This is a genomic window from Paraclostridium sp. (genome assembly GCF_051657365.1).
Classification (GTDB): Bacteria; Bacillota; Clostridia; order Peptostreptococcales; family Peptostreptococcaceae; genus Paraclostridium.
Genome location: NZ_JBOFKN010000182.1, coordinates 1 through 16246, shown reverse-complemented (window position 1 = coordinate 16246; position 16246 = coordinate 1). Strand labels below are relative to the sequence as shown.

The 16246-nt window shown below is 27.7% G+C and carries 15 protein-coding genes and 1 other annotated feature; of the genes, 13 read left to right on the top strand and 2 right to left on the bottom strand.

What is annotated here, in order from left to right:
• The 10 genes from ACRCYC_RS14385 to ACRCYC_RS14340 form a co-directional block, all read left to right on the top strand.
• On the top strand, positions 1 to 1541 hold a 1541-nt coding region (locus ACRCYC_RS14385), incomplete at its 5' end, for an elongation factor G (protein WP_438619825.1).
• Between the two features lie 108 nt (positions 1542 to 1649).
• Complete coding sequence (locus tag ACRCYC_RS14380) at positions 1650 to 2822, top strand: ComEC/Rec2 family competence protein (RefSeq protein ID WP_438619824.1); 1173 nt, start codon at positions 1650 to 1652, stop codon at positions 2820 to 2822.
• Positions 2823 to 2946: 124 nt separating this feature from the next.
• Positions 2947 to 3222 carry a hypothetical protein gene (locus ACRCYC_RS14375; RefSeq protein WP_438619823.1) on the top strand — a complete coding sequence of 92 codons (276 nt, stop codon included), beginning with the start codon at positions 2947 to 2949 and terminating at the stop codon, positions 3220 to 3222.
• Between the two features lie 176 nt (positions 3223 to 3398).
• The gene (locus ACRCYC_RS14370) at positions 3399 to 3599 is read left to right on the top strand and encodes a cold-shock protein (protein WP_021431086.1); all 201 of its coding nucleotides are present in this window, start codon (positions 3399 to 3401) and stop codon (positions 3597 to 3599) included.
• Positions 3600 to 3799: 200 nt separating this feature from the next.
• Positions 3800 to 5104 carry a Na+/H+ antiporter family protein gene (locus tag ACRCYC_RS14365; protein ID WP_438619822.1) on the top strand — a complete coding sequence of 435 codons (1305 nt, stop codon included), beginning with the start codon at positions 3800 to 3802 and terminating at the stop codon, positions 5102 to 5104.
• Positions 5105 to 5376: 272 nt separating this feature from the next.
• Positions 5377 to 7296, top strand: a complete 1920-nt coding sequence (locus ACRCYC_RS14360) for an OPT family oligopeptide transporter (RefSeq protein ID WP_438619821.1) — start codon at positions 5377 to 5379, stop codon at positions 7294 to 7296.
• The gene (locus ACRCYC_RS14355; RefSeq protein WP_438619820.1) at positions 7286 to 7627 is read left to right on the top strand and encodes a PqqD family peptide modification chaperone; all 342 of its coding nucleotides are present in this window, start codon (positions 7286 to 7288) and stop codon (positions 7625 to 7627) included. The genes ACRCYC_RS14360 and ACRCYC_RS14355 overlap by 11 nt, the downstream gene beginning before the upstream one ends.
• 175 nt (positions 7628 to 7802) lie before the next feature.
• A complete protein-coding gene (locus tag ACRCYC_RS14350) occupies positions 7803 to 8516 on the top strand; it encodes a hypothetical protein (RefSeq protein WP_438619819.1) in 714 nt (237 codons plus the stop codon).
• A 230-nt stretch (positions 8517 to 8746) separates the two neighbouring features.
• Complete coding sequence (locus tag ACRCYC_RS14345; protein WP_438619818.1) at positions 8747 to 10675, top strand: OPT family oligopeptide transporter; 1929 nt, start codon at positions 8747 to 8749, stop codon at positions 10673 to 10675.
• Complete coding sequence (locus ACRCYC_RS14340; RefSeq protein ID WP_438619817.1) at positions 10665 to 11012, top strand: PqqD family peptide modification chaperone; 348 nt, start codon at positions 10665 to 10667, stop codon at positions 11010 to 11012. The genes ACRCYC_RS14345 and ACRCYC_RS14340 overlap by 11 nt, the downstream gene beginning before the upstream one ends.
• Before the next feature lie 94 nt (positions 11013 to 11106).
• On the opposite strand, the gene ACRCYC_RS14335 is transcribed toward ACRCYC_RS14340, so the two are convergent.
• The gene (locus ACRCYC_RS14335; RefSeq protein ID WP_438619816.1) at positions 11107 to 11712 is read right to left on the bottom strand and encodes a superoxide dismutase; all 606 of its coding nucleotides are present in this window, start codon (positions 11710 to 11712) and stop codon (positions 11107 to 11109) included.
• Between the two features lie 229 nt (positions 11713 to 11941).
• Between ACRCYC_RS14335 and ACRCYC_RS14330 the strand changes: the two genes are divergently transcribed.
• The 3 genes from ACRCYC_RS14330 (at position 11942) to ACRCYC_RS14320 (ending at position 15645) form a co-directional block, all read left to right on the top strand.
• The gene (locus tag ACRCYC_RS14330; RefSeq protein WP_438619815.1) at positions 11942 to 13123 is read left to right on the top strand and encodes a DUF6398 domain-containing protein; all 1182 of its coding nucleotides are present in this window, start codon (positions 11942 to 11944) and stop codon (positions 13121 to 13123) included.
• Between the two features lie 85 nt (positions 13124 to 13208).
• Positions 13209 to 13922: a M48 family metallopeptidase gene (locus tag ACRCYC_RS14325; RefSeq protein ID WP_438619814.1), complete on the top strand. Its 714-nt coding sequence runs from the start codon at positions 13209 to 13211 to the stop codon at positions 13920 to 13922.
• Positions 13923 to 13993: 71 nt separating this feature from the next.
• Positions 13994 to 14246 (top strand) — a binding site (T-box leader).
• A gap of 85 nt (positions 14247 to 14331) precedes the next feature.
• A complete protein-coding gene (locus ACRCYC_RS14320) occupies positions 14332 to 15645 on the top strand; it encodes a Na+/H+ antiporter NhaC family protein (RefSeq protein WP_438619813.1) in 1314 nt (437 codons plus the stop codon).
• Positions 15646 to 15705: 60 nt separating this feature from the next.
• On the opposite strand, the gene ACRCYC_RS14315 is transcribed toward ACRCYC_RS14320, so the two are convergent.
• The gene (locus ACRCYC_RS14315; RefSeq protein ID WP_438619812.1) at positions 15706 to 16053 is read right to left on the bottom strand and encodes a hypothetical protein; all 348 of its coding nucleotides are present in this window, start codon (positions 16051 to 16053) and stop codon (positions 15706 to 15708) included.
• Between the last annotated feature and the right edge of the window lie 193 nt (positions 16054 to 16246).

The window sequence follows — 16246 nt, the reverse complement described above, 5'->3', positions numbered from 1 at the left end:
ATAGTATAGATATAAGTGAAAATTTACATATAAATGATGATGTAAGGTTAAGTGAAGAATTAATTGAATTTATAGCTGAAAGAGATGAAAAATTACTTGATAAATACTTTAATGATTTATACGAAAAAGATTTATGGATAGAAGCTTTAATTAGAAACATAAAAGAGTGTAATATATATCCTATACTTAAAGGATCGGCATTACAAGATATAGGAATTGATGATTTTTTAGTTAAATTAGATTTTTTAAGTTATACTCAATATAAAATAGATGATAGTTTTTTAGGGAAAGTATATAAGATTAAATATGATGAAAATAAAAGTAGAATAACGTATATAAAGATAATTAGTGGAAGTGTAAAAGTTAAAGATGAAATCACATATATAGTAGATGATAAAAAAATAACTGAAAAAATAAATAACATTAGACTGTACAATTCTAATAAATTTGAAAGTATAAATGAAGCTTTAGCTGGGCAAATAGTTGCTGTTAAAGGTATTACTAATGCTACATCTAATAACTATATATTTTACAAAGATATAGATTTAAATCAATTTGAAAATATAAAAATAGATATAGACGTAGTACCTACACTGAAGTCAAAGGTTATCTTTGATAAAAAATTAAATATAAGAGAAGTAATAGATGCGTTTAAGATACTAAACTGTGAAGAGCCAGCTTTAAAAGTTGAATGGAATGAAGCTTTAAAAGAAATACATATTCACGTTATGGGGAAAGTACAATTAGAGGTTTTAAAAGAAATAGTTAAAGATAGATTTAATATAGATATAGATTTTGCTAAATGTGAAATTTTATATAAAGAAACTATAAAAGAAAAAACTATAGGTTATGGGCACTTTGAACCATTAGGACACTATAGCGAGGTTCATTTAGAGATTGAGCCTTTAAGTAGAAATAAAGGAATTGAATTTGAAAGCAAAACTCATGTAGATGACTTATCTATAGGACATCAGAATCTAGTTAAAACTCATATATTTGAGAAAGAACATAGAGGAATATTGGGTGGGTATCCAATAACAGATATTAAAGTAAGCTTGATTACAGGAAAGGCACACACTAAACACACTAGTGGGGGAGATTTTAGACAAGCTACACTTAGAGCCTTAAGGCAAGGTTTAGAACAAATTGAAAATATGTTATTAGAACCTTTCTATAAATTTAAAATAGAAGTAGACTCTGATTACTTAGGGAGAGTTTTATCAGATATACAAAAAATGCATGGTGTATTTGAAACACCACTTATAAGAGATGAAATATGTATTATAGAAGGAAAAGGACCTGTTGCTACATTTATGGATTACCCACTAGAATTAATTAGTTTTAGTAAGGGTAGTGGAAGTATAAGTGTTATATTTGATGGATATTACGAGTGTCATAATTCGGATGAGGTTTTAGACGGAAAAAACTATGATAAAAATAGTGATAGTGAATATACATCAAATTCTATATTTTGTTCTAAAGGTCAAGGATATGTAATTAAAGGTAGAGAAGCGAAAGATCATATGCATTGTTTAAAATAATATAATTAATAAAAAAGCTCATAAGGTATCTTATGAGCTTCTTTTATTGCTATTTATAGGCAATATGTTACAATAATATACAGTAAATTATAATAAAAAGGAGAAAATATGGATTTTTTAAATAAAATAAAAAAAATATGCATACCACTAATATTTGTTTTTGTTCTTGTATTAATGACAGGGTGTGAAAGCAAAGATACTTTAGAAGTTAAAAGTAAGACTGATGTAAAATCTTATAACAATGAAAATGAAAACAATACTAATTCAAACTCTGAAAATACAGAATCTGAATTACATTTTATAGATACTGGTAATAGCGATGCAATTCTTATAAAACAAGGAGATAAAGCAGCTCTTATAGATGGAGGAGATAATGATGATGAAGATAGAGTTGTAAATTATCTTGAAAGTCATGGAATTAAAGAATTAGAGTATGTTTTTGCAACTCATCCACATGCAGATCATATAGGAGGTCTAGATGAAGTGGTAAATTCAATACCAGTAAAAAATGTATATGTGAGCAATGGAGATGCTAATACGAAAACGTATACAGATTTTATACATGCTATGGCTAATAAAGGATTATACCCAAGTGTACCTTTATTAAATAGTGAGTTTGAATTAGGAACATCTAAATTTAAAGTTTTATCTGTTGCAAATACTGAGGATCCAAACAATAATTCAATTGTTCTTGAATATATAAATGGTAATGATAAAGTACTTTTAATGGGAGATGCTGAATCGCAAATAGAATCTAGTATAAATGTGGAAGATGTAGATTTATTAAAAGTTGGACATCATGGATCTCATAGTAGTTCAACTTCTTCATTTATAAATAAAATAAAACCAGAATATGCAGTTATAATGGTTGGAAAAGATAATAAATATGGACATCCACACAAAGAAACAATGGATTTATTAAAACATGATAACATAGAAGTACATAGAAGTGATGAGTGTGGAGATATAGTTTTTAAATCAACTGGAGATGGGTTAATCGTCGATTGTAAAAAGGGAAGTTATAATAGTGGCAATGAAAATGGATATAAAATAAATTCTAAAAAAAATTCAATAGATAATAAAAATAACACAACATTAAAAAATAACATTGGATTACAACAAAAAGTTGAAGTTAATGAAGGTGAAATTGTTTATTGGACACCAAAAGGGAAATCGTATCATTCAAGTAATAGTTGTCAAACATTAAGTAAAAGTAAAACAATACTTTCAGGAACAAAAGAGGAATCAGGAAAAAATGATCCTTGTGATAAATGCAATTAATAAAAAATTCTATTTAAATTTTAATTGAATAATTACCTAATTACTGATATATTATAGTATTGTTAAAATAAATAAGAATTTATATTAAAATAATAGGCATAAGTTTTTATCATCAGGAGGAAATATGATAGATATAGAAGAATTAAGATTTGAATTTGTAGCACAAGGTGATTCACAAGAAGTAGATTTTACAGGTCTTTGCCATATAACTGAAGATCTTTTATGGTATTGTGAAGATAGTGAGACCATAGTATTTGGATTTGAAGATGATAGTGAATATAGATTAAATATAACTGAAGATACAGAGTTTGAAGATATACAAGACTTTTTTGACAATATAGGTGAAGATCAATGTATATCTGATAGTATAAGTATAAAACTGTTAAATAGAAGAGATTAAAAATAAAAGTTACTTTATAAAAAGTTTTATTTTGATGGAATAATATAGTAAAAAAATTGCAAAAAAGGTATACATATTTAAAATACATGCTATAATATATAGTGTAGTAACAAGTGATTACTATAATTAAATAAATGAAGTGAAAGCTTCATGTAGGTATTTAGGAGAACATTTCAATGACTAATGGAATAGTAAAATGGTTTAACAGTGAAAAAGGATTTGGATTTATATCAGTAGAAGGTGGAGATGATGTATTCGCTCATTTCTCAGCTATACAAAGAGATGGATTCAAGACTTTAGAAGAAGGTCAAAAAGTAAGCTTTAATATAGTTGAAGGTGCTAGAGGTCCTCAAGCAGAAAACATAACTATATTATAATTATAGATTGCATCTAAAAAAGACTCTCATATATGAGAGTCTTTTTTCGTGGGAAAAACACATTAATGTCAAATGAAATGTATTTTTTGTATATTAAAATATAACATATATAAAATAAATTAATATATACTTATTACAAAGGTTTAGTTTAAAACATACATAAGTATTACTTTTTTAATTTTAATAAAGGGGGATAATATATGGTTTTATTTAATCCAGTAGTAATCTCTATTGCTGTAATGATAGTACTTTGTTTGTGTAAATTCAACGTATTACTATCAATACTTGTAGCAGCAATAGTTGCAGGTGTTTGCTCAGGTATGCCAATAGGGGATACAATGAGTATTTTAGTTGGGGGTATGGGAGGAAATGCAGAAACAGCACTAAGTTATATATTACTTGGGGCATTAGCAGTAGCAGTTAGCAAGACAGGACTAGCATCAATTCTAGCAAAGAAAATATCTAAAATAGTTAAAGGTAAAAAGATAACTCTGATCCTATTATTAGCATTCATAGCGTGTTTCTCACAAAATCTTATTCCGGTACATATAGCATTCATACCAATATTGATTCCATCACTTTTAGGACTTATGAATAAATTGAAAATTGACAGAAGAGGTGCAGCATGTGCACTAACATTTGGATTAAAAGCACCATACCTTGCAATTCCAGTTGGATTTGGATTAATATTTCAAAATATCATAAGAGATCAGATGATAGCTAATGGAATAGATGCAACAACAAGCATGGTAACTGGTGTAATGTGGATACCGGCATTAGGCATGTTTTTTGGGTTATTAGTAGCTATATTTATAAGTTATAGAAAACAAAGAGAATATAAAGATATAGAAATAGAAGGCATTGAAAATGAAGAAATTGATGAAAAAATGACATCTAAACATTGGTGTGCTTTTTTAGGAGCTATAACTGCCTTTATAGTTCAAATTGCAACTGGATCACTTCCGCTTGGAGGACTATGTGCTATAATTGTTTTATTTATAACTGGGGCTATTAAATTCAGTGAAATAGATGATTTAGTAGATGGTGGAGTAAAAATGATGGGACTTATAGGATTTATAATGTTAGTTGCTGCTGGTTATGGAAGTGTGTTAAGAGAAACTGGAGCTGTTGAAAATTTAGTCGCATCTGTTTCTGGAATAGTAGGGAACAGTCAATTTATAGGCGCTTTACTTATGCTTTTAGTAGGTCTTTTAGTTACAATGGGAATAGGAAGTTCATTTGGAACATTGCCTATAATAGCTGCTATATATTGTCCTTTAGGACTTAGTTTAGGATTTAGTATACCAGCTATTATATTATTAGTTGGAGTTGCTGGAGCCCTTGGAGATGCAGGTTCGCCAGCTTCGGATAGTACACTAGGACCAACAGCAGGTCTTAATGCGGATAAACAACATGACCATATTTGGGATACTTGTGTTCCTACATTTTTACATTACAATATACCACTATTAATATTTGGAATAATAGGAGCGATGATTTTATAATTTAATACAAATAAAAATAAGGCCAGGTATTTTGTACGGGTCTTATTTTTATTTGTATTAAATGAATAAAATTTAAATTAAAGTTTAAATTAATAAAATAGATTTAATAAAAAAATAGCATATTTAAAATATGTATAATTAAAATGATTTTAAATGTATAGAAAATATTTAAAATTGAAATAAAAAATATAATTGCAAATTTAAAAAATTTAGAGAATTTTGTAAAAATATGTGGTATAATCGATTTAGAAAAAAAAAGGAAGGTGAATTATATGAATAAAAAATTGCCTAAAGAAGCTTATGGAGGCGTATCTGGAAAAGATTATGTTCCATACATAACAGATAAGTCTAAAACAGGCGCAAACGTTATGGTATTAATAATTGGTATTATTTTAGCAGTTATATTTGCAGCATCTACAGCTTACTCAGGTATGAAAGCTGGACTTACAGTTGCGGCTGGTATACCAGGGTCTATAATAGGGTCAGCATTTATTGCAGCATTGGCAAGTGGAAAAGGTATTCTAGGGAAAAATATAGTACAAGGTATGGCAAGTGGAGGAGAATCAGTTGCCAGTGGTATGATATTTGTACTACCTGCTATATTATTAATTGGTAGTCAAGTTACTTTTTTAGAAGGTTTAGGCGTTGGAGTAGCTGGAGTTTTATTTGGAATTGGAATTTCTTCATTAGTTTATAATTACTTAATAATTGAAGAACATGGAAAGCTTATGTATCCAGAATCAATGGCTATATGTGAAACACTTGTAGCTTCGGATGCAGGTGGAGATTCTATGAAATACATGGGAATTGGATTTGGAATAAGTGGAATTATTACAGTTTTAACAGGATCATTTTTAAATGTAGCAAACAATGTTATAAGTTTTATAGGAACAAAGTTCTATAAATACAAATTTGAAGTTGAAGTTAACCCACTTCTTTTAGGAATAGGTTTTATAGTAGGACTTGAAGTTTCATTAACAATGTTTGCAGGATCTATTTTAGCAAACTTTGGGATAATGCCTTTAATTTCTTACTTTACTGAGATGGCAGGCGAAGGAGCTATGGTTTGGAATAATCCTGCAATGGCAATAAGCCAAATGGGTGTAAATGATATAGCAGGTAACTATGTAAAATATATAGGAGCTGGTATGATGCTTTGCGGTGGTATAATAGGAGCAGTTAAACTTATACCAACTATAATAGCTTCTGTAAAAGAAACTATGAATGCTAAAGGATCAGCAGATGGAGAAAGTTCAGCTGTACAAACTATAATATTAATAGGTGGAGTTGTAATTGCAGCTATATCAGCATTCTTTATATCTGGAAGTATAACAATGGCGGTTGTTGGAGCTATTGTATCATTATTCTTAGCAGCATTATTTATTATAGTTGCTGGACGTTTAACAGGTACTATAGGAACATCAAACTTACCGGTATCAGGTATGACAATAGCATCTTTAGTTATAGTAACATTAGTATTTGTTATAATGGGATGGACAGATTTAGAAGCTAACAAATCATTATTATTATTTGGAACATTCATAGTTGTTGCAATAGCAATAGCTGGAGGTTATAATCAATCTCAAAAGGTAACTTATATAATAGGTGGAAGTAAAAATGAAATGCAAAAGTACTTTGCAATAGCTGGTATAGTAGGGGTAGTAGTAGTAGTAGGAACTATATTATTACTTTCAAGCCAACTTACAATTACAGGAGATAATCCTCCATTTGCATTACCACAAGCTAACTTAATGTCAACATTAACTTCAGGTATAATGTCAGGGCAATTACCTTGGGTTATGATAATAGTTGGAGTATTTATGGCGATAGTTTTATACTTCTTAGGATTACCTATAATGACGGTTGCAATAGGATTCTATTTACCAATAGCAACAACTTCTATAATATTAATAGGAGCATTAGTACGTGTTCTTGTTGAAAAAACTTCTAAGAGTGAAAATGAAAAAGAAGCTAAAGTTTCAAATGGTATAAGTTTATCATCAGGACTTGTTGCAGGTGGATCTATAATAGGATTAATCGGTATAATATTACAAGTTTCAGGTGTTATAAAATCAGCAGGACCACAAGGATTTGCTTCAGGGAATATGATGGCGATAATATTATTAGCAGTTCTAGTTGTATTCACTGCATTACCGATTATTTCATCTAAGGTAAAGAAGAATGAAAACTAATGAAGATGTTTTAAATATAGTATTTAAAATATGTGATAAAATAGAGTATGAAGTAAATGAAGATGGAATTGTTACTATACTTGAAAAGCAAGACCATAAAATACAAAGGGCTTTTAGAAAATTAAAATTTAAAATTCCAATGTATAAAAAAGTTGAACTAGATAAGTATGGAAGTTATATATTTTTACAAGTTGATGGAAATAATAATGTTGAAGAAATAGGGAAAAAATTAGAATTAAAATATGGAGAAGAATCACATCCTCTTTATGAAAGACTACTTCTATTTTTAAACCATATTGATGTTAATTGTAAATATATTGAAAAATTATAAATAAGTAATACTATGAAAAGACTTCTATTAAAAAATAGAAGTCTTTTTTATTAAATTAAATATTGAAATTGTACAAATGAAATAGACTGAAAAACTAAAATATAAAAAATACTTGAAAAATTCGAAGAATATGATAAGGTATTATAGTGTGGTACTAAAAATAAGGAGGACATATATGACATCACAAAAAAATGGAAATTCAGCTAGGAATCTTATTTTAACAATTGTATTAATATTATTTACATGTGTTACTTTTTCTAGTAAAACTTTTGCACAAGAGAAAGAGTTAAATTTAAAAGATATAAATGGAGATTTTTTAAAAACTGGAAAAAAATATTATATATCAAATGATACTTTTAAAAATAGAGGATTAACATTTGAAGTATATAATAACTGGGATTATGTATTAGCTACTAATGAAAAAAATGACGGTGAAATACATGGGACACCTATACAATTATACATAGAAAATACTAATGAAAAAGATGGCTTACTAATAGGTAAATCAGATAAGGTTATTCTAAAAATGCAAAATCATAACTGGGAAGGTCATAAATATTTTAAGTTTGATAGAACAGGTGGTTATGTTTGGTTAGATAAAGATGGGACTACAGTTTCTTTAGAACAAGATAATTACAAAGATGGAATAGCTATGAATGCTGGTTCAAAAGTAACTAAGTACTATGATAGCTTTGGAAGAATCACTGGAAGTGAACTTCAAAAATATAGTGTAACAGATGATACTTACCTTTATTTATTCCCATCAGGTCAAGTATTTGGAGATTCAAAAAAACTATGGCTTAGTGTATATATGAGAAGACATTTTCATATAAATAATGAAGAATTAATAGAAATGAAGCCTACATATTTCTTTACACCTGCTGTATAGATTATGATGATTTAAAATAAAGCTAGTATTTTATACTAGCTTTATTTTAAATTATGAAAAAATATAAATTTTATATATTGAGATATCTTAGTTTAATAATTTAAAACAAATTAAAATTAAAAATTATTTCTAGTATGATAATTTAGAAAATAATTAAAATTCTGCAAAAGTTAGATTTCGAAATAATGTGATATAATGGAAATAATCAAAATAAAGGAAGGTGAATTTACATGAGCAATAAAAAATTACCTAAGGGAGCTTATGGAGGAGTATCTGGAAAAGATTATGTTCCTTACATAACAGACAAGTCAAGTACCGGCGCAAATATAGCAGTGTTAATCATTGGTATAATTTTAGCAGTTATCTTTGCAGCATCGACAGCATATTCAGGTATGAAAGCTGGACTTACAGTTGCAGCAGGTATTCCAGGATCTATAATAGGTTCAGCATTTATTGCAGCATTCGCTAGTGGAAAAGGTATTCTTGGAAAAAACATAGTACAAGGTATGGCAAGTGGAGGAGAATCAGTTGCCAGTGGTATGATATTCGTGTTACCAGCTATTTTATTAATTGGTAGCCAAGTTACATTTTTAGAAGGATTTATTGTTGGAGTTGGTGGAGTTCTATTTGGTATAGGAGTTGCATCACTTGTTTATAATTATTTAATAGTTGAAGAACATGGAAAGCTTATGTATCCAGAATCAATGGCTATATCTGAAACACTTGTGGCATCAGATGGTGGCGGAGATTCAATGAAATATATGAGTATGGGATTTGGAATAAGTGGAATTATTACAGTTTTAACAGGTTCATTCTTAAACGTAGCAAATAACGTTATAAGTTTTGTTGGAGATAAATTCTATAAATGTAAATTTGAAGTTGAGGTTAATCCACTTCTTTTAGGTATAGGATTTATAGTAGGACTTGAAGTTGCATTAACAATGTTTGCAGGTTCTATTTTATCTCATTTTGGTATTATGCCTTTAATAGGATACTTTACTGATTTAGCAGGAGAAGGAGCAAAAGTATGGAATGATCCTTCAATGCCTTTAAATCAAATGGGTGTAAATGATATAGCAGGTAACTATGTAAAATATATAGGAGCTGGTATGATGCTTTGTGGTGGTATAATAGGAGCAGTTAAACTGATACCAACTATAATAGCTTCTGTAAAAGAAACACTTAATGCAAAATCATCATCAGGAGATTCAAATGAAAATTCAACTCTTCAAAATATAATATTATTAAGTGGAGCTGTAATAGCATTTGTAGCAGGATTTATTATATCTGGAAGTATAGCAATGGCAATTATTGGATCAATTGTATCATTATTCTTAGCAGCACTATTTGTTATAGTTGCTGGACGTTTAACAGGTACTATAGGAACATCAAACTTACCAGTATCAGGTATGACAATAGCATCTTTAGTTATAGCTACATTAGTTTTTGTTATAATGGGATGGACAGATTTAGCAGATAATAAATCATTATTATTATTCGGTACATTTATAGTTGTTGCTATATCTATAGCAGGTGGATACAGCCAATCTCAAAAGGTAACTTACATAATTGGTGGTAGTAAAAGTGAAATGCAAAAATACTTTGCAATAGCTGGTATAGTAGGTGTAATAGTTGTTGTAGGTACAGTAATATTACTTTCAAATCAACTTACAGTTACAGGAGATAATCCTCCATTTGCATTACCACAAGCTAACTTAATATCAACATTAACTTCAGGTATAATGTCAGGACAATTACCATGGGTTATGGTTATAGTTGGAGTATTTATGGCAATAGTTTTATACTTCTTAAACTTACCTATAATGACAGTTGCAATAGGATTCTATTTACCAATAGCAACAACTTCTATAATATTAATAGGAGCATTAATTCGTGTATTTGTTGAGAAAACTTCTAAAGGTGATAAAGAAAAAGAAGTTAAAGTTTCAAATGGTATAAGTTTATCATCAGGACTTGTTGCAGGTGGATCTATAATAGGATTAATCGGTATAATATTACAAGTTTCAGGTGTTATAAAATCAGCAGGACCACAAGGATTTGCTTCAGGAAACATGATGGCATTTATATTATTAATAGTGTTAGTAGTACTTACTGCATGGCCAATTGTTAAATCTAAGGTAAAAAATAATGAAAAATAATGAAGATATTTTAAATATAGTTTTTAAAAAAAGTGATAAAATCGAATATGAAGTAAGTAAAGACGGTATCGTTACTGTGAAGGAAAAGCAAGATCATAAAATACAAAGGGCTTTTAGAAAGTTGAAATTTAAAATTCCAATGTATAAAAATGTGGAGCTAGATAAATATGGTAGCTATATATTTTTACAAGTTGATGGAGAAAGAACTGTAGAAGAGATAGGTAAAAACCTAGAATTAAAATATGGTGAAGAATCTCATCCTCTTTATGAAAGACTGCTTCTTTTCTTAAATCATATAGAAGTCAATTGTAACTATATTGAAAAAATAATTAAATAAAATAATAAAAGGATATCTTAAAACACATTGTTAATAGAAAAAACAATAAGTTTTGAGATATCCTCTTTTTTATATTTTAATATATAATAACTATTTATTTATCATATAATTCAGCTACTGCATCCCAATTTATTACATTCCAAATATTTTTTATATAGTCAGCTCTAGCATTTTTATATTTTAAATAATAAGCATGCTCCCAAACATCAATTGTAAGTATTGGTGTTAATCCATACTTTAGAGTTGTATCTTGATTAGATGTTGATTTTACAAATAAATTTTTATTTTTATCCATAACTAATGATGCATATCCAGATCCAAATTGATTTAAAGCTTGTTTATTTAATTCATCTTTTAACTCTTCTACACTTCCAAAAGTTGCATTGATTTTTTCAAGTAAATTGCCACCTGGCATAGTAAATGCTTTTGGAGATAAAATTGAGAAATACAAGTTATGATTATAAACTCCACCACCTTGATTTATAACCCCTTGTCTTATTTCTACAGGCAAATTATCTACATTTTCTAATATTTCTTTTAAAGTTTTTCCATATGTAAGTTCTTCATAACCTTTTAAAAGATTATTTAAATTATTTACATAAGTCTGAAGATGTTTGCTATAGTGAACTTCTATAGTTTTTGCATCTATATATGGTTCTAATTCGTCAAATTCATAAGGCAATATTATTTTATCAAACATTAAAAACACCTCTTTCTTATTTTAGTATAATTAATATATTCCCCTAAACTTACAATATAAACTTAAATAATAAAATTTAAAAGTAATTTAATTATTTTGAAAATTATATATGATATAATTATATGAATAAATAATACAGCAAACCTATGATATTTAGCGAATATATTGTTTAAACAACTAAATAAAGGATATTATGTAAGTATAAATATTAAATTACAGGAGTATGCTAATGACTACAAAAAAAGAAATACTAAAAGAAATAAAATTAGAATCAAAATATTTTTGCGATAAATTTTTCAGTGATGATTATTATAAAGTTGTTAACAAACTTATAAAAAGTTTAAATGAAAATAAAAATTTTTCTATGGATAAAGGGAAAATATTAGGTTGGGTAGCAGGACTTATATATGTTGTAGGAGAAGATAGCAAATTATTTGATCAGAAAAATTTTTATAAAGGAAAAATATATATGTCAAAAGCAGAACTTTCTAGATGTATAAATATAAGTATTACTACAATGAAATCTAGAGAAAGAGTAATAAGAGAACATTTACTTTCAAATGGCAAATTTATAGCTAATATAAAAGATGAATTTAGTTATTTTAATAAAGATGGAAGTTTTAATCATGTGGCTATGGATAAAAACTTGGAAAATATTATTAGTTTACTTACGGAGTCAAAAAAAGAAGAGTATGAGATATATATGGATAAAGCAATTAATGCTGAGTTTTATGATGAAGCAATTGATTACGCAAAGCTTGCTTTAAATTCAAGTAAAAAATATATAAAAGATGATTTTAATAGTTTAATAGGATTTTTTTGGATGGTAAAAGAAACTAGACCATATATGATGGTAAAAGAGTCATTAGCACAATTATATGTTAAAGGTGAAGAGTATGATAAAGCTGTAGTTGAGTATGAGGATATGTTGAGATTAAATCCTAATGACAATCAAGGCATTAGATATAAATTGATTAATTTATTTATAACATTAGATGAAAATGAAAAGTTTGAAAGTTTAGTAAGCAATTATGAAGAAGAATGTGCATTTATGTTATATACAAAAGCATTATATTATTTTAAAGAAAATCAAATTTTTAATGCTAAATTAAATTTAAAGAAAGCATTTAAAGAAAATGATTATATACCTAAGTATTTAATAGGCTTAGAAGTTGTAAGTAATATACCTGATGTGTATAGTTATGGAAGCAAAGAAGAAGGTATGATTTACTTTGACGAGGCTATAGACACATGGCTTAGTGTAGATAAATCATTATTTTGGATAACTGATAACTACTTTGATTATGCTAAAAAAAATAATATAAGTATTATATGTACTAAAGATGAAGCTATAGAAATTTTAAAAGAAGCAATAGGTGCTTTAAGAAAGATGAATTTATTAAAAATATGAAAAGGTAATATATTTATTTAAATAGATACTTATAAAATGGATTGACTTAAAGAATATAGGACTTGTTTGTATAGCAGGAGATTATATGGAAATAAAATTTATACATAAAAATAAAGAGGTAAGTTTTAACATAGTATATAAAAAAAGAAAAACTATGAGTTTAGAAATTAAGTCTGATGGGACTATAAATGTTTTGTCTCCAAATGGAGTTGATAAAAACCTTATAATAGATATGGTAAAAGATAAGGGTGATTGGATAATTAAAAAATTAGAAGAAATTGAGCATAAAAGTATAAATAAAATTTCACATAATTATAAAAATGGAGAAGTTTTTATGTACTTGGGAAAAGAACATATGCTAAATATTAATATAGATAGAACTTTAGATAGAGTTAAGATTTATGCGGAAAATGAAAAGTTATTAATTAATACAAGTGCAGATAATAAAGAATTAATTCAACATAGTTTAAAATTATGGTATGCTGATGAAACTTTAGATATTGTAAAAAAAAGAATAGATTACTATGGAAAATATTTTAAAGATAGAGTAACTGCTATTAAAATAAAAGATCAAAGAACAAGATGGGCTAGTTGTACTTATAAAAATGAAATATTATTTAATTTAAGGTGTTCTATGGCACCTATAGAAATCATTGATTATATAGTTGTCCATGAAATGTGTCATATGGAACATAGAAATCACTCAAAGGATTTTTACAATGCAGTGGGAGAAGTTCTACCAGACTATAAGCAAAGAATTAAGTGGCTAAAAGAAAATGGATTTAAAATGAATTTTTAGAAAATTAAGAAATATTATTGACAAAAGACATTTAAATGTATAATATATAAAATATAAATTAAAAAGCTAAGTTAAATGCTATGAAAAGGAAAGTAGCTTTGAGAATACTTTTACAGAGAGTTCCTGGTGGTGAGATGGAGCAAAGAATATTAAAGTGAAAATGGCCTTGGAGCTGTGTACCGAGATCTTAACGATTTAGGCTACAACGGATTCACCCGTTACAGTGATAGAGTATAACCAAAATTTTGGCGTACTTGATGAGGTTTGTATTGTAAAATACAAATAAATTAGGATGGTAACACGAATTCAACTCTCGTTCCTAAGATTAATTTCTTAGGGACGGGAGTTTTTTAATTCCCAAAATTAAGGTTATACAATCAAAAACACAAAAAAGAAGGGAGATTTAAAAATGAAACAAGAAATAAAAAGAGGAAACCCATTAGCATTATTACCATTAGGTGTATTTTTAATATTATTTGTAGGAAGTGGAGTTATAAATGGAGATTTTTATAAAATGCCAGCATTAGTAGCATTTTTAATAGCAGGGGGAGTAGCGCTATTATTTAATAGAAAAGAAAGTTTAGAAGTGAAAATGGATGTATTTTGTAAAGGTGCAGGAGATACTAATATCATTTTGATGGTTATAATATTCTTGCTTGCAGGGGCTTTTTCAAGTGTAGCTAAAACAATGGGAGGTGTAGATTCAACAGTAAATTTAAGTTTATCTATATTACCATCAAACCTTTTAGTTACAGGATTATTTATTATAGGATGTTTTATATCTATATCTATGGGAACATCAGTTGGAACAATCGCAGCATTATCTCCAATTGCACTTGGAATAGCACAAAAAACTGGAATTCCAGTAGCTTTAGTAGTTGGAGCTGTCGTAGGAGGGGCTATGTTTGGAGATAACTTATCCATGATATCAGATACAACAATAGCGGCAGTACAAACTCAAGGATGTGAGTTAAAAGATAAGTTTAAAGTTAATTTTTTAATAGTTTTACCAGCAGCGATAATTACAGCTATAATATTAACTTTAGTAACAACAGGATATACAAGTGTAACTAGCCAAAGTTATAATTATGAAATAATAAAAGTATTGCCATATATACTAGTTTTAGCTGGAGCACTTATAGGAATAAATGTATTTGCTTTGTTAGGAAGTGGTATAGTATTTGCAGGTATTATAGGTGTTTTTACTAATTCATTTGATCTATTAGGACTTATAGGCGCAATATCAGAAGGTATGGCAGGAATGTATGAACTTAGTTTACTAGTATTAGTAGTTGGAGGGGTCGTAGCTTTAATCAAGTTTAATGGAGGTATAGATTATATACTTTATTTTATAACTAGCAAAATAAAAAGTAAAAAAGGTGCTGAATTTGGAATAGCAGTTTTGGTTAGTGTAATAGATTTATGTACTGCAAACAATACGATAGCAATAGTTACAGCAGGTCCTTTAGCTAAAGATATTGCAGATAAATATAATATAGATCCAAGGAAAACGGCTAGTATATTAGATATTTTTTCATCTTGCTGGCAAGGTGTTATACCTTATGGAGCACAATTACTGACAGCAGCAGGTATAGCTGGAATATCTCCAATTGAGATATTGAGATATCTTTATTATCCAGGATTAATGTTTTTATGCGGAGTAGCATCTATAGCATTTTCACAAGTATTATTTAGAAAAGCTAAGTTAAAAGAAACTGTATAGATATATATAATATAAGGACTGTTAACTACAGATTAATAATTAACAGTCCTTATAAAAATATTATACTTTAGTTAGTATAATTGTATCATTTTTAAAATTAATATTATAATCTGCAAATATTATTAAAGTCTCATGTAGGCTTGCGCTTGATATTACTCCCATAGCTTGCATAAAAGAAATATTAGCCATACCAGAAATCATAGGTGCAAATCCGATGACACCCATGAATGCAGAGTCATCACTTTTACTTCTAAGTGTATATTTACATCTATTTCTATCACTTTCCTTTATAACAACTTTATCAAGTATTTTAAGACCCTTAACTATTCGTTTATCTGTAATAACTATTTTTCTCTCTCTGTTTTTAAGAGCTTTATCAAATAAGAGTTTATTGTTTATTTCAATCATATAAATATCCTTTCTAGCAATTTAAAGATTATATCAATATTATAACATTATTTATATATAATCCAAATTACTTAATGAATATAAAAGTAGATTATAGAATTAATAATTTTATATAATAAAATATATTTTTAATAAAAAAATAATAAAACAAAATTATGGTGCTATAACATAGATATTAGATCTACATATTTGT

Bases quoted from the DNA above. Each gene is read 5' to 3' on its own strand.
- ACRCYC_RS14380 (WP_438619824.1), top strand. From the start codon at position 1,650: ATGGATTTTTTAAATAAAATAAAAAAAATATGCATACCACTAATATTT.
- ACRCYC_RS14375 (WP_438619823.1), top strand. From the start codon at position 2,947: ATGATAGATATAGAAGAATTAAGATTTGAATTTGTAGCACAAGGTGAT.
- ACRCYC_RS14370 (WP_021431086.1), top strand. From the start codon at position 3,399: ATGACTAATGGAATAGTAAAATGGTTTAACAGTGAAAAAGGATTTGGA.
- ACRCYC_RS14365 (WP_438619822.1), top strand. From the start codon at position 3,800: ATGGTTTTATTTAATCCAGTAGTAATCTCTATTGCTGTAATGATAGTA.
- ACRCYC_RS14360 (WP_438619821.1), top strand. From the start codon at position 5,377: ATGAATAAAAAATTGCCTAAAGAAGCTTATGGAGGCGTATCTGGAAAA.
- ACRCYC_RS14355 (WP_438619820.1), top strand. From the start codon at position 7,286: ATGAAAACTAATGAAGATGTTTTAAATATAGTATTTAAAATATGTGAT.
- ACRCYC_RS14350 (WP_438619819.1), top strand. From the start codon at position 7,803: ATGACATCACAAAAAAATGGAAATTCAGCTAGGAATCTTATTTTAACA.
- ACRCYC_RS14345 (WP_438619818.1), top strand. From the start codon at position 8,747: ATGAGCAATAAAAAATTACCTAAGGGAGCTTATGGAGGAGTATCTGGA.
- ACRCYC_RS14340 (WP_438619817.1), top strand. From the start codon at position 10,665: ATGAAAAATAATGAAGATATTTTAAATATAGTTTTTAAAAAAAGTGAT.
- ACRCYC_RS14335 (WP_438619816.1), bottom strand. From the start codon at position 11,712: ATGTTTGATAAAATAATATTGCCTTATGAATTTGACGAATTAGAACCA.
- ACRCYC_RS14330 (WP_438619815.1), top strand. From the start codon at position 11,942: ATGACTACAAAAAAAGAAATACTAAAAGAAATAAAATTAGAATCAAAA.
- ACRCYC_RS14325 (WP_438619814.1), top strand. From the start codon at position 13,209: ATGGAAATAAAATTTATACATAAAAATAAAGAGGTAAGTTTTAACATA.
- ACRCYC_RS14320 (WP_438619813.1), top strand. From the start codon at position 14,332: ATGAAACAAGAAATAAAAAGAGGAAACCCATTAGCATTATTACCATTA.
- ACRCYC_RS14315 (WP_438619812.1), bottom strand. From the start codon at position 16,053: ATGATTGAAATAAACAATAAACTCTTATTTGATAAAGCTCTTAAAAAC.